General features: G+C 47.4%; 17 protein-coding genes and 1 tRNA gene. 2 read left to right on the top strand and 16 right to left on the bottom strand.

The annotated features are described in order from the left end of the window. Nucleotides 1-365: 365 nt before the first annotated feature. From C3451_RS22770 to C3451_RS22705, 14 genes are all read right to left on the bottom strand, one after another. Entirely contained in the window at nucleotides 366-704 is a 339-nt protein-coding gene (locus C3451_RS22770; RefSeq protein ID WP_023293487.1) for a 5-fold beta-flower protein, read from the bottom strand. A gap of 221 nt (nucleotides 705-925) precedes the next feature. Further along, nucleotides 926-4,042: an HsdR family type I site-specific deoxyribonuclease gene (locus C3451_RS22765; protein WP_124304436.1), complete on the bottom strand. Its 3,117-nt coding sequence runs from the start codon at nucleotides 4,040-4,042 to the stop codon at nucleotides 926-928. Between the two features lie 116 nt (nucleotides 4,043-4,158). Further along, the gene (locus C3451_RS22760) at nucleotides 4,159-5,370 is read right to left on the bottom strand and encodes a restriction endonuclease subunit S (RefSeq protein WP_023293485.1); all 1,212 of its coding nucleotides are present in this window, start codon (nucleotides 5,368-5,370) and stop codon (nucleotides 4,159-4,161) included. Beyond that, entirely contained in the window at nucleotides 5,367-6,923 is a 1,557-nt protein-coding gene (locus C3451_RS22755; protein ID WP_023293484.1) for a type I restriction-modification system subunit M, read from the bottom strand. Before C3451_RS22755 ends, C3451_RS22760 begins: the two co-directional genes overlap by 4 nt. Nucleotides 6,924-7,125: 202 nt before the next feature. Next, nucleotides 7,126-8,991, bottom strand: a complete 1,866-nt coding sequence (locus C3451_RS22750; protein WP_124304435.1) for a DUF262 domain-containing protein — start codon at nucleotides 8,989-8,991, stop codon at nucleotides 7,126-7,128. 73 nt (nucleotides 8,992-9,064) lie between these two features. Further along, entirely contained in the window at nucleotides 9,065-9,376 is a 312-nt protein-coding gene (locus C3451_RS22745; RefSeq protein WP_023293482.1) for a hypothetical protein, read from the bottom strand. A gap of 58 nt (nucleotides 9,377-9,434) precedes the next feature. Beyond that, entirely contained in the window at nucleotides 9,435-10,148 is a 714-nt protein-coding gene (locus tag C3451_RS22740; RefSeq protein WP_124304434.1) for a DeoR family transcriptional regulator, read from the bottom strand. 102 nt (nucleotides 10,149-10,250) lie between these two features. Beyond that, nucleotides 10,251-11,000, bottom strand: a complete 750-nt coding sequence (locus tag C3451_RS22735; RefSeq protein WP_000257250.1) for a DUF3944 domain-containing protein — start codon at nucleotides 10,998-11,000, stop codon at nucleotides 10,251-10,253. 142 nt (nucleotides 11,001-11,142) lie between these two features. Then, complete coding sequence (locus tag C3451_RS22730; RefSeq protein WP_240034226.1) at nucleotides 11,143-11,529, bottom strand: hypothetical protein; 387 nt, start codon at nucleotides 11,527-11,529, stop codon at nucleotides 11,143-11,145. Between the two features lie 74 nt (nucleotides 11,530-11,603). Continuing rightward, complete coding sequence (locus tag C3451_RS22725) at nucleotides 11,604-11,843, bottom strand: DeoR family transcriptional regulator (protein WP_124304433.1); 240 nt, start codon at nucleotides 11,841-11,843, stop codon at nucleotides 11,604-11,606. Then, the gene (locus C3451_RS22720) at nucleotides 11,822-12,286 is read right to left on the bottom strand and encodes a lecithin retinol acyltransferase family protein (protein ID WP_057060184.1); all 465 of its coding nucleotides are present in this window, start codon (nucleotides 12,284-12,286) and stop codon (nucleotides 11,822-11,824) included. Before C3451_RS22720 ends, C3451_RS22725 begins: the two co-directional genes overlap by 22 nt. A gap of 58 nt (nucleotides 12,287-12,344) precedes the next feature. Continuing rightward, nucleotides 12,345-12,773, bottom strand: a complete 429-nt coding sequence (locus C3451_RS22715) for a DUF2787 family protein (protein WP_124304432.1) — start codon at nucleotides 12,771-12,773, stop codon at nucleotides 12,345-12,347. Nucleotides 12,774-12,820: 47 nt separating this feature from the next. Beyond that, the gene (locus tag C3451_RS22710) at nucleotides 12,821-13,252 is read right to left on the bottom strand and encodes a hypothetical protein (protein WP_124304431.1); all 432 of its coding nucleotides are present in this window, start codon (nucleotides 13,250-13,252) and stop codon (nucleotides 12,821-12,823) included. Next, nucleotides 13,245-13,598 (bottom strand): hypothetical protein, encoded by a 354-nt coding sequence (locus tag C3451_RS22705; protein ID WP_049012547.1) that lies wholly within the window; start codon nucleotides 13,596-13,598, stop codon nucleotides 13,245-13,247. The genes C3451_RS22710 and C3451_RS22705 overlap by 8 nt, the downstream gene beginning before the upstream one ends. A 443-nt stretch (nucleotides 13,599-14,041) precedes the next feature. On the opposite strand from C3451_RS22705, the gene C3451_RS22700 reads away from it, so the two are divergent. Further along, on the top strand, nucleotides 14,042-15,313 hold the full coding sequence (locus C3451_RS22700) for a site-specific integrase (RefSeq protein WP_080353035.1): 1,272 nt from the start codon (nucleotides 14,042-14,044) through the stop codon (nucleotides 15,311-15,313). Nucleotides 15,314-15,385: 72 nt separating this feature from the next. Further along, nucleotides 15,386-17,311: a DUF927 domain-containing protein gene (locus C3451_RS22695; RefSeq protein WP_049012546.1), complete on the top strand. Its 1,926-nt coding sequence runs from the start codon at nucleotides 15,386-15,388 to the stop codon at nucleotides 17,309-17,311. 42 nt (nucleotides 17,312-17,353) lie between these two features. On the opposite strand, the gene C3451_RS22690 is transcribed toward C3451_RS22695, so the two are convergent. Next, complete coding sequence (locus tag C3451_RS22690; RefSeq protein WP_124304430.1) at nucleotides 17,354-18,541, bottom strand: site-specific integrase; 1,188 nt, start codon at nucleotides 18,539-18,541, stop codon at nucleotides 17,354-17,356. 1,656 nt (nucleotides 18,542-20,197) lie between these two features. After that, a tRNA-Phe gene (locus tag C3451_RS22680) sits at nucleotides 20,198-20,273 on the bottom strand. Nucleotides 20,274-20,278: the final 5 nt, after the last annotated feature.

The following is a 20,278-nucleotide window of genomic DNA, read 5'->3' as shown; positions in this document are numbered from 1 at the left end:
AAAGCAAAAACCCAGCCATAGGCTGGGTTCTTTAAATAGTGGTGCCCGGACTCGGAATCGAACCAAGGACACGGGGATTTTCAATCCCTTTAAAAGAGGCCAAACGATCCATCAGCACTAACATTTTTTTACTGGTTTACCTTGAGAGAAATGTTTAAGTTTGGTTCTACATGACTTAAGTAATGCTTAAATACGGCGTTTCGAAGCTACCAGAATCCTACCATTATGAGCCTATACCCATAGAAGAGAAATTATCTCCCGTTCTCGCGATTCAATGACTAAAAATCAGACGGTGCAGGCTTTTAGATACTGATATTATATCTTTTGGGTAAAGTATTAATCTCTGTTGAGATAGGCTCTTAGCCCTAAAATAGCCGAGCAGCAAACGCCAAAACAACAATACTGACATTACCATTAACTGTCGCGATAGTTCTGAGTCGGTCGTCTTTAAGTGTTTTACCATCAAATGTTGCGATGGTGCGGAGTCGATCGTCTTTCAGGGTCTTGCCATCAAAGGTAGCGATGGTGCGGAGTCGGTCGTCTTTCAGGGTTTTACCGTCAAAAGTTGCGATGGTTCTGAGCCGGTCGTCTTTCAGGGTTTTACCGTCAAACGTCGCGATGGTCCTCAGTCGATCATCTTTCAAGGTCTTGCCATCAAAGGTCGCGATAGTCCTGAGTCGATCGTCTTTTATAGTTACGCTCATAAGTATTCTCCTGTGATACATCCGTTCAGCACTTTACCATCCAAAATCAAGCACTGGTTTCTGTAAGTTCTGGACGCTAATTGTCTGAATCAGCGTTTAAAACTCATCCAGTTAGCATTAACATTAACCAGCGCCTCATTGATCATAACAGGTCTGATGCAGGTGAAAAGATACAATCTTACCTATAAATTGCGGTGGCGCATTGTTCTTTTATCTGGCTACTAGAGGTGCCCACCAACCCCTTTAAATTTTTCGATAAACGCCCCAATTTTCTGGAATACAGTCTGCTTTTTCGTTTTGTACTGAGGATTCAGCGGACTGAGCTTTGGTAGCGTCTCGTTTAACTCCGTCCCATTTTCGGTAGCATATTCCCGTTTTAGTGATGTGCGGATATAGCGCCTTGCAGCCTCTTCATTGAGGTTTTCTTCCTTAATCAACGCTTCTGCTTCCCGCTGCTGTTCACGCTGAGCATAGGTAAAGAATGCATCAATGATACTGGCCTTGTCCGGCATGTCATCAAGGTTAGTTTGCTGAATAAAGTCAACAATCAGACCTTCTTTGGCACGGTTGCCCAGACTTGAGCGGATTAAGCGTCTGACCTCTTCAGTCAGGGCTTCTTTACCTTTTTTCTGACGATTGTGGTCGAAAATCAGACCAAGGATGTAATCCAGGTTAATTTCCTGCGACTTCAGCAGGTCAATTTCAAACACCACGTCATCCCAGTCTGTGGTTGATTTATCCCTGTCGTTTGATGCTTTTTCGCGTCGCTGCCAGTCCCGGATATCATTGTATGCTGAGCGATAGTCCTGAACTTTACGTTCTGCCGGGAGACGAATGGTTTGTAATTCAGCAAATTTTTCATCATCCACATAGTGCTCTGCTTTAAAGGTTTCTATCGCTTCCGGGTCACTAATATCAACCTTCTGCAGGGCTTTCAGCGTGGCAAATTCATCATAGTTTTGAAGGATGTTTTCTGCCCGCAGATATTCACTAAACAGTTTGACGAAGGCTTTTTTCTCTTTTTCACTGTCGATACTGGCAGGGTCAGGGAAGCGCTGCTCCAGCTCCGAAACAACAGCCATAAAACCTCGTTTAGCCTCACCGGTTGCCGCATCGGTAAAGCCCTGCATGTACTCTTCGTAGCTTTTTTCCAGCACCACATTCTTGGTGTTTTTGTCGCCAAATAGTGTGATGGCATCAATGGTCGGACGCTCCAGGTCCCTGAAAGTCACGATATTGCCGAAGGTTTTGGTGGCATCATAGATACGGTTTGTGCGGGAAAATGCCTGCATCAGGCCGTGATAACGGAGGTTTTTGTCAACGAAAAGAGTGTTAAGCGTCGGGGCATCAAAGCCGGTTAAGAACATTCCCACCACGATGAGAAGGTCGATATCCTGATTTTTCACTCGTTGAGCTAAATCGCGGTAGTAGTTCTGGAAGCCGTTACTGTCGGTACTGAAATTGGTTTTAAAGTGGTTGTTATAGTCATCAATGGCTGAATCCAGGAATTCCTTTGCGCTGCTGTTCATTGCGCTGGTATCAAAGCTTTCGTCAGTAATATCACCAATGGCGCTTTGCTCTTCATTTGCAGCAAAGGAGAAGATGGTTGCAACCCGAAGGCGTTTATAGCTGCCAGATTTCTTCTCCGCTTCTTCCTGTAGCATTTTAAACGTCGTGTAATAAGCTTTTGCCGCTTCCACGCTGCTAACTGCTAACATGGCGTTAAAGCCCTTAGCTCCCGGGAAGGTTCGGTGTGTTTTCTGACGGAAGTTATTGATAATGTATTGCGTTATTTCCTGGATACGTAGTGGGTGCAGAAAGGCCTGGTGGTTTTCAGCCGCGCTGAGTTTTTTCTCATCAGTTTCCGTTTCAAGAGACTTAAACTGTGGGCGGACATCGTTATAGTCCACCTTAAACTTCAGCACTTTTTCATCACGAATCGCATCAGTAATGACGTAAGAATGTAACTCACGCCCGAACACGCTGGTTGTGGTTTCTGCTCCCAGTGCGTTTTCGGGGAAAATAGGCGTACCGGTAAAACCAAACTGATAAAAGCGTCTGAATTTCTTTTTGAGGTTTTTCTGGGCCTCACCAAACTGGCTGCGGTGACACTCATCAAAGATAAACACCACCTGCTGTTGGTAGACGGGCAGGTCAGCTTCAGATTTCATCAGGTTATTGAGTTTCTGAATGGTTGTGACGATGATTTTGTTATCGTCTTTATCCAGGTTTCTTCTGAGGCCTGCTGTATTATCCGAACCATTGACACTGTCCGGAGAGAAGCGCTGATACTCCTTCATGGTCTGGTAATCGAGGTCTTTCCTGTCGACCACGAAGAAGACTTTATCGATAAAGTCCAGCTCAGTAGCCAGACGTGCGGCCTTAAAGCTGGTCAGGGTTTTTCCTGACCCTGTGGTATGCCAGATAAATCCACCGCTTTCGGGTTTTGACCAGTTCTTCGCTTTAAAAGAGCTGTTGATTTTCCAGAGAATGCGCTCGGTGGCGGCAATCTGATAGGGGCGCATGACGAGCAGCGTCTGGCTGCTGTCAAACACGCTGTAATTAAACAGAACATTCAGCAGAGTATGCTTCTGGAAGAAAGTGGCGGTAAAGTCCTTCAGGTCCTTAATCAGAGTGTTATCCGATTTTGCCCAGTTCATGGTGAAATCAAAGCTATTTTTATCCCGTTTAGTGGTACTGGCAAAGTACCGGGTATCAGTCCCGTTGGAAATCACGAAGAGTTGCAGGTATTTAAACAGGGAGTTATCGCTGTTAAAGCTTTCCTTGCTGTAACGGTGTATCTGGTTAAAGGCTTCACGAATCGCCACGCCACGCTTTTTGAGTTCGATTTGCACCAGCGGAAGGCCGTTGACCAGAATGGTGACGTCATAACGGTTAGCGTGTGAGCCAGTCTGCTCAAACTGCTGAATGACCTGCACCTTATTGCGCAGCAGGTTCTTTTTATCTATCAGATAGATGTTTTCCAGACGACCGTCATCAAACGTGAAATCACAGATATAGTCGATATGGATTTTACGGGTTTTGTCCAGGCTGCTGTCACTGGGGCTGTCGAGATACTGCTCTGCGAAACGCCGCCATTCACTTTCGTTAAACTCCACACCATTAAGACGCTGAAGCTGGTCCCGCACATTCGCCAGCATCGCAGTCGGTGACTTAACGGATATAAACTCATAGCCCTGATTAAGAAGGTTCTGAATCAGTTCCCGCTCAAGGTCCAATTCGCTCTGGTAGCTGTCACCGGTATCCATAACTTTTGTGTATTTATCAAGGACGATAAAGTTATTGGATTCAGCAATGGTGTGTGTCTGTTGTGTCATGGTGCATCCTGTGCGTCATCTGGCAAAGTCCGGAAGGGTATCAGAAGGATCTTCCGGCATTCATAAAACCTGATACCGGGCGGGTGAGAACAAACCCTGCCGGTATCAATGGTCCGTCAGTTGCTGGCGGTTTCTGGTTTCGGGAAGCTGAACAGTAAATCACGATAGTACTCGTACTGTTTCTGGCGCAGCTCGATTTCGCGCGGGAGGCCTTCTGTGATTGAACCCGTCAATGTGTCAAATTTGTCCAGCATTTTAGCAATATATTTCTGACGCTCTATGGAAGGCACTAATAATTTCAATTCCTGCAATTTCCCCACAGCAAGACCCGGCTGTGCAGATTTCGACGCATATTGATTTAGATTCATTGTTGTTAACATATGAAATGCCCAGTCAATATCAATCCCCTGCATGGCTGAGACTACAACTGCATGTTCTGTAGCGTAGAACTGACCTTTCATTCTTTGGACATTGCCACACAGAGCACCTTGTCGCCCTATTAATAGATGTTCCCCATCATGACTTTTTTCTTTAACGTAACCACGAATACCGTTTCCGCCAAAACAAGGATATACAAAATCTCCTTCTTTCCCATCTACTATATTTCTCGCCGAAATATGCTGCCCTGCACGCATCTTCACAATCTCACCCAATGTCTTCCACTCAACTTCACCCTCTTCAAAACTCAGCAACTGGTCTCGATAGTAGTTGTACTGTTTTTTACGCATGGTAAGCTCAGCGGTAAGCTCAGCGGTAAGCTCAGCGGTAAGTGCAGTAAATTTGTCCAGAATCCGGACGATTTCAGACTGGATGGCAAGGGACTTTTCTGGGTTGTTGGGGCAGGGAATTGGGATCTCAGCCATTCCAAGACCTTTTGCATTAATTGATGAAATTTTGCCGGATGAAACGCCTCTTTTAATTTGCTCTTTAAATAAGTTCGTTCTCAGGAAGTAAGAAACATACTTTGAATTTAATTCGCTTTTGAATGAAAAACATGCATCGTGAAAGACCACATCATTTTTCCCAAGCCATGCAGTACCGTTTCCAATATCCTCAATTGTTTCGCCTGCAGCGACAATAATTACGTCTCCATGATTAGCGACACGTAATTTTTCAGCGACTCCTTCGTCAAGGAATGACTTGGTTTCTTCTGCCGATATTCCATAATGTGTGTACATTTCTCCATAGTGGATGCATGGAACACCTTCCGAAATAAGGTCTGATTTTACGAACCTCTTACCTCGCAGAAACTGGCCAACACTATCTAGTGTCCTCCACTCAACCTCAGCCCCATCCAGCAGTTTTTCCAGATAACTCAGCCCGCTCATGCCTGTACCTCACTGCCTTCAATTTCTGCCACAATCGCGTCAATGTCCTGGCGTAACTGGTCGATTTTGCTGACGGTGGTTTTCAGCTCGGCATTCAGTTCAGTGATATTGACAATTTCGCGGGTATCTTTGGCTGCCACATAGCTGCTAACCGACAGGTTATAGTCATTAGACGCCACAGTTTCATAAGGAACCGTTTTTGCCAGATGGTCAGTATCTGCTTTGCTGTCGAACACACTCATAATCTGTCTGATATGGTCATCAGTCAGGATGTTGTTATTAGTTTCTTTTTTAAACAGCTCACTGGCATCAATAAACTGCACGTTGGTATCGGTTTTGTGCTTTGACAGCACCAAAATATTCACCGCAATGGTGGTGCCGAAGAACAGGTTTGGTGCGAGTGAAATCACCGTCTCAACATAGTTGTTATCGACCAGATACTGACGGATTTTTTGCTCAGCACCTCCACGGTAGAAAATACCTGGGAAGCAGACAATCGCCGCGCGGCCTTTGGCGGACAGGTAGTTAAGCGCATGAAGCACAAACGCAAAGTCAGCTTTTGATTTTGGTGCCAGCACACCTGCCGGAGCAAAACGCTCATCGTTAATCAGCGTCGGATCGTCACTGCCAATCCATTTCACCGAATATGGCGGGTTCGAAACAATCGCATCAAACGGCTTTTCGTCGCCAAAGTGTGGTTCAGTCAGGGTATTGCCCAACCTGATATCGAATTTGTCGTAGTTGATGTTGTGCAGGAACATGTTCATACGCGCCAGGTTAAAGGTTGTATGATTTATCTCCTGACCATAAAAACCGTCTTCAATGATATGGTTATCAAAGTGCTTCTTCGCCTGAAGCAGCAGTGAGCCCGAGCCTGCAGCAGGGTCATAGATTTTGTTGACGTGAGTCTGACCGTGCATCGCAAGCTGAGCAATCAACTTAGAGACGTGCTGAGGTGTGAAGAACTCCCCTCCAGACTTACCGGCATTTGCCGCATAGTTAGAAATCAGGAACTCGTAGGCATCACCAAACAGGTCAATCTGGTGCTCGTTAAAATTCCCCAGTTTTAGCCCCTCAACGCCTTTGAGAACGGCGGCAAGACGGGTGTTTTTGTCTTTGACTGTGTTCCCCAGTCGATTGCTGGTCGTATCGAAATCGGCAAAGAGACCTTTGATATCGGCCTCAGACGGATAGCCGTAGGCAGAGCTTTCAATAGCGACGAAGATACTGTTTAAATCAGCATTCAGCCTGTCGTTGGTGTTAGCTTTAGCTGCAACGTTGCAGAACAGCTGGCTCGGGTAGATGAAATAGCCTTTAGTCCTGATGGCATCGTCTTTGATGTCATCGGTAATGATGCTGTCATCAAGTGCTGCATAATGTATGCTCTCATCCCCTGCTTCCATGTAGCTGGAAAAATTCTCACTGATGAAGCGGTAGAAAAGTGCACCGAGTACATACTGTTTAAAATCCCACCCATCTACGGAGCCTCTGACATCATTGGCAATGGCCCAGATTTGGCGGTGTAGCTCTGCACGCTGCTGAAGGCTTGTCATTTTGTATCCTGTTGTATGATTCTTAAGTACTGTTATTGGCCCGATTTTATCGCAATTTCATATTGATGACAGGCTTTGTATGTCATACGTTGCACTGAGAGTTCGTTTGCCCGGTTGTGTAGCCAACACTCTTTCAGTCAGGCCAGTAGAAACGTTGTGCTGACAATAAATACTGAGGCCCCAACACTTTCGGGGCTTAAGATCAGTCAGTGAGAATTTCTTCATCCGTATCCATTGTGGATGGTGATGAATCTATTTTTGTTGTAAGAAACACCCGACTCAGTAGTCTTTGCTTCAGGGCGTTTCTTCGCTCATTGTAGAATTCCGGGAAGCGACTGAACTCAATATTTTCATCTGAAACTAACAGCATTGATGGCGAATAGTTGTTTGATGGCTGAGATAGCCATTGTTTCAGGGAAGTATCCTGTTTACTTATATTCTGAGAGTGATTCAGTAAATGAAGATTCGGTATGGTGTCCCAGTATTCCGGATTTTCATAAAAGCTGAGCTTCTCAGGTGAATTCGCAATATAATCTAGTTTTTCAAGATATTTCTTTGAAAAATGATTTCTTGGGTGAAGGTGATCAATATGAAACACCTCGGTCGGATTCATTTCAGGGAACAGAAGATGCAATAGTGCGCGGCAACGACCTTCGCCATATCTGATATTGAGAAGGCTTTCGATGTATTCGTCGTCAAATCTGAGGTCTTTATTCGAGCCTTTATATCTGTCAATAATTTTCTCAAGAGGAAAATGAACATCTGAAAGACTATTCTTCATTACGTCTCTGATGCTCGTGAGTAGCGCATCTGCCTGGCTTCCAAAGATTCCTTTCAGAAGTACCATGTAAAACCACTGGCTAATTACTGAGCGTTCATTGTGGTTTTTATTCAGGAGATTAATCGTTGTATATAATGAATGTCCACTGGTTTGCTTTTTGTAAAGCCAGTAGACCACAGGAATGACTGCATTTTTAGATATCAAAGACTGTGGATTGATGCCGAATCGCCTGATAAGAATAAAGGTCTCCTTGATACAGGATTTTATTTCAGACCATTGTTGTTGTATCTTACCGACCTCCTCTGAAGTGAAGTTTTTTACTTTGAACCGGACGTCAGAGTCAATAAGCATCAGGCTGGTTTTTAAGAACCAGTCTCTTTCAATATAAAAACCCATTTCATTATTCTGATAAATATTTTTTGTCAGTTCATCCAGTTCTCTTCTGAAATCACCCTGCCAGTGCGCTACCGCTATTGACATCAGTAAGTCGGAGAACTCAAGTTTTGTCCCCCCGCTGTTCGTGCGGATGAAAACATCCAGCACATGATCAATGTCCTGACTGCTCTCATTGAAGTAGTGGATAAGATTTTCAGTTCTTATCTTGGTATAAAGTCTCAGTAATGTTTTTCTGGAAAATTCACTGGAAATGAGTCCTCTTTTTTCGAGTTCTGGTTCGACAACGTTAAATAAAATATCATCCGGAGAATCATGTTGCTCGTATTTGAATATTTCGTGCAGGCAGAACCAGTGATGTTTGTTGTCTGTAAGTGAATCAGCGTATTGCTTCTCAGTGAGGAACCTGAAGTTGTACTTCATCATGAGTTCGTCGTCTGACTTAAGTGGCGCTGTTAAATCGACGTAAAGCTTTCTGGGTGGCAGGATGCGATCATCCTGTGCCGAAGGCCACCACATCCGGGGCTGTTTATACGCATACGTTCCACACAATCCAATATATAATGATGTGAGACGCTGCTGACCATCAATCACCGCCTTGAAATCATGAAATCCAGCATTTGTTGCTACGCAGGGGTTTTCTTCATTAAATCGCTGACAGTATTCTTTCAGGAATTCATAGAATTTGTAATCATTTTTAATACTGGCACTACGGATATCCCACATCATGAAAGAGTTTATCGGGTAGTCTCGCATGATGGAATCAAACAGCAAACATATCTGACTGCTGCTCCAGACGAACTTCCTCTGAATTGCAGGCAGAAGATAGTGGCGTAAATTAATTGAATCTATCGCTTGTTTTATCGTTATTGCTTTTTCATACTGGCCAGCCATTATAAACCTCATATGTTATATTAGCTGGCCTATTTTAATTTATTGCGTGTCGGTAGTACAGTCTTTGCACAAACTAATTTATGCAATGGAAAAGCTGACGGCTCGGTTTGTGTTTTTCATTCGGGTAGACCCGCATTGCGGATGCACAAAGTGATGAAACCTGTCTTGCTATATTTTTACCGAAGTTAACAAGAAGGCCGTGCTTTATTTTTTCACCCTCTGCCCTGATGCTGATGATAAAGCTGAACTGATATACGATTACCTCAATGAGGTCATTGCCAAATGTTATGATGGCGGCGTTGTTTATTTCATGTTCATAATTCCTCAGGTCAGTGTTAAGTCTTGCGGTTGCATCTACAAGTGCATATTCTTTATCGATAATCATAACTTTCTCACTTATCATGTTAATGTGATTTAATCATCACTAATAATATGTTGTGATTTTAATTACGATTATTCGTCTGTTTACTCCCGTAATGCATTATCTGATGAATAATGTTCATGTGGGGTAAGGTTTCCATAAAGTCAGACTGTTCAATCAGCGAAATGAGCATATTATCGATTTCAAACGTTGTATCCGGTAATACCTCAACCAGCCTGATTCGGGACAGGGAAATAACGAACACGCCCGATAAAGCACACCCAGCAAGAAACCACTCCGCATGGCTGCAAAGCAGACGATAGGGATGAACGGTATGGCTGACGTTTTCGTCGGTTCTGATACGCACCTGGGTCTGGTTGAGTATGGCGAGCGTCAGTCTGCTGAAATCACCAAAGAGCGTGGGTTTCTGGCGCGGCTCCGGGAGCATAATCCGGTAGGGTGAAGGGCGCTCCCCGTCAAGCAGAAGGCTCAGCAGTTTGGCGTCCATCGCGGGTAACAGACGGTCAAGATGCAGCAACCTCGCCAGTATCTTCATATCCCGTTCCGTGCGGCGACGAAAGTAATGCGAAGCGAGCTGATATACGCCGTTGTTCTGTTCAATATCAAGATAGGTGAGGCGGACGTTAAAATCCCGCCGCAGCGTGCGCGTCGTCACCCCAAATTCTTCTGCCAGCGTCCCGATATGCAGCTTTTCACCCTGAAACAAACGGCTCAGGATGATGGAAAGGCGGGTTGCCAGTCTGTCATGTTCATTTTCTTGTGTTATCAGCGTCATACATCATTTCCGAATTTAGCCGGGAAATGATGCCAGCAGTAGCGGACAGGATTTGTCCGCCTTCTGAAGTTTTTTAAAGTCTGAATACCTTAAATGTAAGTGCTAAACGTCAGTATTCTCAGGTGAATAAAGATGCTTCTGGCGCATGTAGGCAATAAAAATGCAGGATGGTAGCGTCACCCGGTATGCGGGACCGGCTAAATCAATCAGCAGCCAGAGAGAACTGAGCACCCAGCCCACGGGACCGGCAAAAGCGCCCATGGTACGCGTCAGCATGGCATTTCCTGCAACGGTCAGCCCTCTGCCTAACAGGGCTTTCGCCACACCATTTGTGACAACAAGTGCCATCTGATAGGCCGCAAACCCGGATGTTTTTATCCCCGCCTGGATTGCCATGGTCAGCAACTCCGGCGTGGGGTTGCTGTAGCCTGTCTGCAATTCTTCCGCCACGGTCTTTAGCTGGTCAGGCGTCATCTTCTCAAGACTTTTCTCCAGGATCTTCATCAGCAGATTCATTTCAATGGTTTCAACACTGGATTTGTTGTTGTAGTTCACCTTCATTTTATCGCAGGCATCGGTGAGAATTTCCCGGTACAGCACCCCTTTACCCCAGCGGAGCAGCGTGGCAAAGCTGTTCGCCCCAAACGTCTGAACCTCGGCGGCAATGGCATCCCAGTAGCGCGGGTGGTTGGGCTTGTGTTTTTTATACTGAGGATCATAGGTCAGCGTTTCCGTGATGCGTGCCAGTCCGTCTTTCGGATCGCAGATAAGCACAGAAACCAGTAAATCCAGATCGTCACGATGGCAGTGGCGCAGAAATTCAAGATCAGGGTCGTGTCGGTAGGTAGCCATATTTCACCTCATTGCAGATATTGGACCTGACAGTTTAATTACTCCCCCCGGACAGGGTGTGTCCGGCTGATCAAGAAAAAGTAAAAAAAACCTGCCCGAAAGCAGGTTTCTGTTCACCGGATGGCCGGATATCACGTTCCGGTTACTTTTTGCGCCATTCCTTTTCCACTTTATCCGCAAAGGCATTGCACTGCCGGGCATATTCCGGGTTATAGAGCAGCTCTGACTGCGAAAGCTGCATGGCGGTCATGCTGCCGTTACGGGCATTTGATTCGAGCCAGGTTCTGCCATAGGTTTTGTTCATCACCTGGAGCACCCGGTTGAATACCGGTCCGTTAAAGCGGGCATTGAGATTAACGCCTTTTACCTGAAGGCCGCTGTCACTGGTCTGGGTCAGGCGGGTGGAGTACATCGCGCAGAAGGTCGAGTTGGTTATCATCTGAGCGTCAGCCTGCTCGTCGGCGAACGCGCTGTGGCTGAAGGCTGAAAGCAGAATTGCGGCGGTTAACAGTTTTAAAATTTTCATCATGTTCCCTTATGGATTGAAAAGCGGAGACAGCCTGCCATACGGAGTGGTCAGGAGATGTCCGGCAGAGAAAAAAGTCAGGGTTTCAGCGAGGGAGCCAGTCGCCAGCGGTGAGGGCCAGCGGATTCGAGCACAAAGGCCAGATGGGTGAGGTCCCGTCTTGCCGTGCGGGGAGAGACGTCAAACTGCCGGATGATGTAGCGAACAGATATTGTCTGACCGTAAAACAGCACCATGGTCAGCCGGATAAGCCGTTCTCCCTGTCCGGTGACACGTTGCCTGCAACGGCTGGCTTTCATCGTTGCCATACGCGCCATCGGTCCCCTTTCTGAAAAGAATCGAGATGTCTGGCAAGCCAGATATCAGGGCACGAATCGCCGGTAACGCAGCGGGCAGTAAACCGGTGGCAGTTAAAGTCGAGCAGGCTATAAGGATAGCGCTGACCCACTGCCGCCTTTGCCCGTTCAGCGGCCCGCGCACAACCCCGTGGTGTCAAATCCATACAGTCGGTATACACAGAGATAGCGGAGTTCCAGCCATCGAGCCGGTCAAGAAACTCACGAGCATTACTTCGGATAACAATGCCGTCGCCGTCAAGATGAACAATGTCGCCATTACCCACATAGATACCGCTGTGTGCGGCAAGGCCAAAAAGCAGTTCGCACTGCACGATACCACCGTAAGCCGGTTCATCGACGCAGGACAGAATGCAGTTATCGATAAATGAATCCACGAAGTTCAGCAGCAGAAGCCGGTACATAACATTCAGTTCCTTACTACGGGGGAGAGGGGGGATGCGTGGGAAACCGGGTGAATACTCAGCTTTCCCACAACGTACGGACCGTGAAAACCCCCATATCGTGGTAAGCCATAAAGTTACTTTCCCATAGCGACCAGAACTCACGGGCGTCGACATGAGAGATATCGCCACAACGGGAAAGCCACGTGTATTGTTGCGTCCAGCTCACATCGACATCTTTTTCAAGCTCAGGCCATGGATGCCCTGCATAGTGAAAATCGGTGACGTAATCGAGCTGCCAGTCTTCTCCGGCAGGGATGAGGCGTATTTCGACCGGATGCCAGCCGCCCTTTTCCGGTGAGTATTCAGGGTCACGGAAGTTAATGGTTAATCCGGTGATGGGGTGACGATGAGGCGGTTTTTGCGCAACGATACCCAGAAGCAGTTGGTTGAACGACCGGGAGAGCGGCAGCACATAGCCGCCCTGCAATATAGCGGGTGATGACATAGTGAATTTCCTTTTTAAGGGGTATGGAACACAGAAAAAGCGGGGGATTAGTCCTGGCTGATTGCGGCAAGCTGCGTCAGACGGTGCTGCCAGTCGGCATAGCAGCGGTGCATAAAGAGTCTGCTGCTGTCCGCTTCGATAAGGCAGATATCCGGACTTCTGAGCACAGCAGCAAGAAACCCGGCGTTGTTGGTACTGCCCTGACCAAACAGTGGGCGAAATACACGGGACGGGAAGCTGTCCTGCTGCTGTTCCAGAATGGCGTGAATCGCATCAAGCGCTATCCATTCACGAGAGAACAGGCCTCCTTCGCCATTGGCGGTTAAGCGCAGGGCAAGGCTGCCGGTATCACCCTCCTTACCCAGCTCATACGTCAGCAGACCTTTACTGTGGGGGCTGATTTTCTCGGCTTCACCACTGTAGAACACGGTATAGCTTTCGGTGACGGCGGCTTCGGTAGCGCTTTTTTTCTTACTCATGGGTCAGCGCCTCAATCAGGTTCTGGAGTTGAGTGATAACGGTCGTGTCCGGGAACACCAGATAGATACCCTGACCGTTATCGCAGACGATGCCGAGCAGGAGATACCAGCCATCATCAAGCGCGGTGACGTATTCAGGGTTAGCCAGTGCCACTGCCAGCAGCGGGTCTTCGGGGAGTGTGTCATCGTGGTTGAGATGCCAGAGCAGGGTTCCCGTTTCGTTCCAGAAGGTGGTAAACAGGTCGATATCATCGACAGGGCCAAGGATTTCATTGCTGAGGGCCGCCAGTGCGGAGGCGGGCAGGTTGAGAAGGAGAAGACTGGTGGGGGTCGTGAGTTTAAACATGATTATCTCCATTTGATTGATTTCAAATGGATAATATGTGCCTGTTTTGTGGCGTGTTACGGCGAAGTATGGAAAAAGGTTTTGACATCGTGGATTTTTTCCAGTTACATTTATCCCGCCTTCAGTGCAGGTCTGTTCATGGCCAGTAAGCATTAAGGAGTCCAGCGCGGCTACCCCGATGAACCATCAGGTGAGTCGTTGACTGGTACAGCGGTCAATGATGTATGCAGGTTATATCCTGCCATCTTTCGCTGTTCTGAGCCTTCACAGTGATGTGTTGTTTCGGGGCGCTTTATCAGTGCCCTGCTCGAGCCTGTAAGAAATTACGGGACCACAAGCGTCTTATGGCGCCAATGGTATCTGCTGGTGAATCCAGTGGATTAACACACGAAATTCAACGGGATCTCTGATCCTTTTGTTTAATTTTCGCGTGGATTCGGGCTATGCAACACATTGTCAAAGTAGTATTTACAACCCTTCTCTTGATTTGCAGCACCCTTGCGTATGCACAGCGTTTAACCGTTCCCGCATACATGGAGGACGCTGTGTCCTGTACAACACAACCTATAAGCCAGTCCCTTATTCAGAGCGTTCAGGCTGAATGCATTCAGAAGGGCAAAAGTCGTGAACTGAGCGACAGCAGAACTACGGGTTTTAAGGCGCTGGTCAGTAAACGAGGCAAGGTCATGTTTGCCGCCCGTTTCAGTTGTGGCGGGAGTAACGTATATCGCCGTCTGGGTGATTATCCGGCACTTACCATCACGCAGGCGCGGTCAGCAGCACAAAAACTAATTGCAGATATGCGGGCAGAGTACCAGCTACGTGGTGCTAACCTGTTCGTTTCGCATAATTTGCTGTTCAGTGGTCTGCTGGAGCGCTTCGAACATGATGTTCTGGACGCTGGTGTAAAGCGTTCTGCCGATACCGATCGTTCAAAAATCCGTAACTATCTGCTTCCCCTTCTTGGGCATTTTAAGATTCATGATATCGATGAGGGCGTTATCGGGCGTTATCTCAATGGCCTGAGCAATCTGAAACCAGCCACACGTAATCGTCATCTGGCTCTGCTGAAAGCCATTTTTGGTTATGGTCGCAGAATGAAGCTGGTGACGACGTTACCCACTGAGTTTATCCGGATGCTGCCGGAAACCACGTCCCGTCGCAGGGCGATGAGCCATGAGGAATTTCAGCGCTGGTTTAAGGCCTGCGAGCAAAAACACCACAAGGAACCCGATAGTGCAGCGGTCATGCTGCTGATGTTTCTGGGCTTAACCGGGCTTCGACTGGGGGAAACTCGTCACCTTCGTCTGGAGGATGTGGAATGGTCACGTAAGGTCATTACGCTCAGACAGACCAAGAACGGCAGGCAGCGTCATGTTCCGGTGTGTGATAAAGCCTTTGTGCTGCTGACCGAAGCGCGTCAGTTCCTGGGGGATAGCGGTTGGGTTTTCCCTGGACAAAACACGGATAATCCGGTTGCAGAACCCCGTCGCCTGCAAAAAACACTTTGTGAAACAGCGGGTATCCCGTCCTATACCATCCATGAGTTGCGCCATTCTTTTGCGACAATCCTTGTCGAAAGTGGCGCGGATATCCACATGGTCAAGGAGCTGCTGGGCCACAGTACGATTAAAGTCACTGAGATCTATGTGCATTCCAGTCCGGAGCGATATCACGCTGCCGTCAATCAGGCAATGGGCGTTGTTAATTCGTAAACAGAACCATCGCAGCAGGCGGATGGGTTCTGGCTTACGCCTGCTGTTCATATTGAATTTAAGGAGACAGTCATGAGTGGCGATAAATTAACCAATCTGGCAGATGATATTGATACTGATATTGATCTGTCACTTAGTCAGTTCCTTACGCAAAAGTCGCTTAATGAGGCGCGTGCGGCAAAAATTCTTGACGATGCAATAGAGATTGAACTGGATGAAGATGAACCGTCGCAGAACGGAAGTGCAGCGGGACTTCCTGCGGGCTACTATAACGGGAACTCGGGTAGCTTTTTCGCCAGAGGGAAAAAGGTTGTACATATCAGTTCCACTCCCATAATCCCATGCGCCAGATGCTGCTCTAAAAACAAACAGCACAACATGAGCGTTGATCTGATGACCATTAATTACATCGGGCAAAAGGTCGTGGTGTCGGTATCGCTTGACGAGCTGGCAAGAAACCCGGAACAGGTCATTGCTGCTCTGGCGTCCAGAGGATTTGGTGTGACGACATCTGTCCATGCCAGGGCTTACTTTGAGAAATTCATTCATGCGTGCATGAAAATGGCGCTGCCAATGTATCTGGTGGCAGAGTCTATGGGTATGGTCGAAGGAGAAGCTGCCTTTTTGCATGGTGATATGCCGGTTGCCAGGGGGATCTCCGGTTTTGATTACCTTGTTCCTCATAAATCGGTTTTTTCAGGCATTCGCATGTCAGGGTCGTTAGCAGAATGGAAAACGCTTATTGAAGAGAATGTTTACGGATGGCCCCAGTTGTTTGCGCTCAGCAGCTCGTTTGCATCAATGCTACTTGGGATGGCCGGGATGGATGTGGCGTTGTTTCATTTTTATGGTGGTTCGACAACAGGGAAAACGGTAGTTCTTCAGGTGGGAATGTCTGTACATGCCCATGGCGGTGAGCCCGGTAGTCATCCGGACGTCGCTATTCTGCGATGGAATACAACAGATAATGCACTCGAAATCAACCTCAGCGAGTTTTCCGGGTTAGTTGCCTGTATTGATGAAATGGGCGCTTACAGTGATCGAAAATTCTCATCATTGTTGTATAACATGACCTCTGGTCGCTCAAAAAATCGCCTGGATAAGTCGCTCACAGGAAGAAAACCCGTATTGTGGAAGACGTTCATTCTGTCCTCCGGCGAAATGTCTATACCGGAAAAGCTAGCTTCCCGCAATGAACAGCTTCAGGGAGGGCAGGAACATCGGGCTATCAGCCTGAATATTCTGCCGGAAGACGCTGCAAAAGAAGGTGAACCCGTCGGAGAGGTACGTCGCCGCGCTGATATCCTCAAAGCTGAACTGGCGGAACAGTATGGCACGGCTGGAAAAGCCTTTATTGCCTGCTTTTTGTCGCAGCAGAATGATGATGGTAGCTTGATGTCATACAGTGAATTATCCGAACAGATAAAGGAGACGACAGAAGAATGTTGCAAGATGCTCGCGGAGGATCTGCAGTCAGACGGATATGTTCTTTCCGATATTCAGCACCGGGCGTTAAAACGCTTTGCTATTTGCCTTGTTGCTGGCGGTATGGCTGCGGAGTGGGGCATCCTGCCATTTGAACCGCAAATGATTAACGATTCGGTGATGAGCGCGGTTCGCCGCTGGCTGGATGATGGACGGAACCAGTACAACCCGGTTAAAGAAGCATTAAGCGCCATTCAACTGGAACTTATCAAACGACAGGCCGCGCATTTTGTACCGCTACAGGATAAAGAGGCTTATATACCCAGCAATCACTGGGGGTATACACATCCTAAAACTCAGGATTTGATGATTTTTGCGCCTGTATTTGACGACTGGTGCAGGCGACATAACCGTAAATCCGCAGAGGTAGCTAAGCTCCTTTCTGCCAAAAATTATCTTGAGCCGGAAAGTAAAGGGCATTACAAAAAACGTGTTCAGAACAGTGATGTTGAAGGCGTTTTCTACCAGATAAAACGATCGTTTCTCCACTGTAATATTTCAGCCGAGTTCTGATTGTATGCAAAAAAAGCAGGGGCATTTGCCTCTGCTTCTCTGTTATCGCAAGGACGGTAGCTGAGCTGTTATCCTTTCCGCCAGTAGCTGGCTGGTGTTCTGTAAGCGCTGAGGATGAAGATGCGCATACCGTTGTGATGACTGACTGCTGCGATGCCCCAGCTGAGACTGAACGTCATACAGTGTTCCACCGTAGGAAACGATCAGTGCGGCAACCGAATGGCGACAGGTATGAATACACACCTCTTTGTCAAAAATGCCCGCCCGACGAACGATCCGTTGAAAGGCTTTAACCGGATTATTCAGCGGCATTCCCTGCTTTTTGCCGATAAACAACCATGGATTTCCCCGCTGCGTTGGCAGTGTTCTGATAACGTCCAGTGCCAGTGAGTTAAGATGAACAATCCGCCCATAGCCATTCTTGGTTTGGGGTAGCCATAAGGTGCGTTTTACCTGGTCAAGGTGTTCCCACTTTGCCAGACGTAGTTCATCGCGCCGAAGCCCGGTGAGCAGCAACAGTTTGACATAGCGGGCAGCGACGGGGCTGATATCTTTATCGGCGGAGAGGAAAATACGACGAATTTCGTCCTCGGTGAAATAGCGTTGCCGGGCGTTGTTTTCCCTGAGAAGCTGTACCACCCTTGCCGGATGAACAGAGGTAAGGCTTTGTCTCCCGGCCCAGGTAAACACCGCTTTAATGAGTACGATGACACGGTTACAGGTGGCTGCTGACAGTGACATACTTAGCGTTTGCTGAAGCCGAAGAACGGCGCTGGGTGTGATATCGCTCAGCAGCATCTGACCAATGGCGGGGCGGATATGATCCCGGTAGCGCTGAACATCCTTGCCCCAACTGCGTTTCGCGGATTTTGCCCAAACCAGATAATGCTGGTTAAAGAGTTCATCAAATGTCATCTCTTGTCTCTTGTTTTCACGTTCCTGCTTAGGGTCAGTCCCGGTGGCAAGCGAGCGTTTATGCTCTATGGCAATCTTGCGTGCTAAGGTGACATCGACCTCAGGCCAGTGGCCAATGGCGATGGCGCGTTTTCGTCCATGATAGAGGTAGCGGAGCAAGAATTTTTTACGTCCTTCACCTTTGCTGACCAGACACTTCAGACCCGAAATCTCGGTATCGCTGTATTCGGCATCGGTACTGCGTGAATCTGATGAGTTTGGGGGAAGGGATTTAATGAGCTGACTGGTAAAACGGAAACGTTTCGGACTGGACATATTAGCTCCTGTGACTGGTGTAAAGAACGTCAGGGTTGACCCATCCCCGGCACGGCGTTGCTAATGGCTGAGTTGATTTTCTGGCGTGGCGAAGGGAATGCTGGTGCCACATGGTATGAATGAAGACGGGAAATGCAGAAAGAGCAGGTTTTACGGTCTGATTCTGGTCTTAAAGGAGAAAGATTGCCGTCGGGGAAGATTTCACAGAAATAATATGTGCTTAAGTCGGGTACCATTACATACCATAAGTACCAATAGCGTGGTCTGTATGTGGCTGGTCTTAGAGTCGGCTACCCGGCCTACGAAATCGCATCTATAGGCCGGGTAAACGTATTACCATCTGTAGATCTGCTAATGTTTTAATAAGCAGACTCATGCTTGAATTAGCAACAGCAACAAGCAGAGCAGTAATCACAAATGTCGCAGAGGTTATAAGATGATTCTTCACACATATTGCAATGACCAACAGCCATTGAGTAGATCTTTTTCTTGATAGAGATAATTTTCATTTCATCTTTCCTGTGTTTGTTTAGTCGAAAGTGTGTTCGCAATCTCTACAGATATATTTATCAAAAACGATACCATCCAGAGCTGACCCCGTCATTGCTCCCGCAGCAGCTCCGGCTGAAGCGGCAGCAAATCTACCAAGCAATCCCCCAACTACTGCTCCAACAGCAGTTCCTATTCCCGGAACTATTGAGCCAACGGCAGCTCCTGCTGATGCACCGCCAAGTGCACCGCCAACACCGCCAATAACGCCGCCAGTTTTTTTCCCAACATTTCGCTCTCTAACGTTGGTCGATTTACAATTTGGGCATGATGCCATCTTGCCTCCCATCACTTTTGAAGATTTATTTGCAGTTGGAATGACACCTATAAATGGCGTATTCCTTGTTTTTGGTACAAAAATTCATAGTAGTTATCGGCATTCAGATGCTTGCCTTTAGAGGGAATTGGACCAAATATGTTTTAAAAACCTGTGGGAGTAATTGTCAACTTTCGCTTATCGCTCACAGCGGACCTTCACCTCAGTTAACTTATCCGCTTTGCGCCAATTGCGGGCATTGCTAATAGTTGGAGGTTTTGACCTGCCCTCCGTTGATTAAGGGCAGCGTTGAATTTGCTTGTTGAACTCACAGTTCAGGTCCGACACTTAGGTTTACTAGTCCAATATGTTTAATTACTACGGATAAACCATTTTATGATGGCGTGGAGGACGGGGGATTCTAGTAACGGTAAGAAGTGAAAGGGCAAGAAGAGCTTGTTGCAGGTGGACGGACTGGTGAAGATCCCCATGTGGAGAGGGTTGCCGCCAGGTATCCCCGCTTGCTATTGGGGATTTTCCCATCTTATTCCCCGCGACAAAATCACGTTAAGACCAGCGGATTAAGGCGAAATGATAATTCCCCCGTTTCCCCCGTGTTTTCTACTTCACTATGAATGATTTGAGAGAAAGGAACCGTAGAGGACCGTAGAAAGACCGTAGCTGTGTGGTTAGAAAAAGGTATATCAGAGGATGTTGAGGTGTCTAAAAGTAACGAACATCTGCAAAAATGGTGAAAAATCCAGCAAGAAAATAACGTGTTGCAACGACCAGAAATCTACCGTAGCTAAGAAAGGAAAAAGCCCCGCTTTTCAGCGAGGCCTTATGAATATTGGTGCCCGGACTCGGAATCGAACCAAGGACACGGGGATTTTCAATCCCCTGCTCTACCGACTGAGCTATCCGGGCAACGG

The sequence above is a fragment of the Enterobacter sp. 301B genome, assembly GCF_003850715.1.
Classification (GTDB): Bacteria; Pseudomonadota; Gammaproteobacteria; order Enterobacterales; family Enterobacteriaceae; genus Enterobacter; species Enterobacter intestinihominis.
The sequence above is the reverse complement of the archived record's forward strand: the minus strand, read 5'-3'. Positions and strand labels throughout refer to the sequence as shown.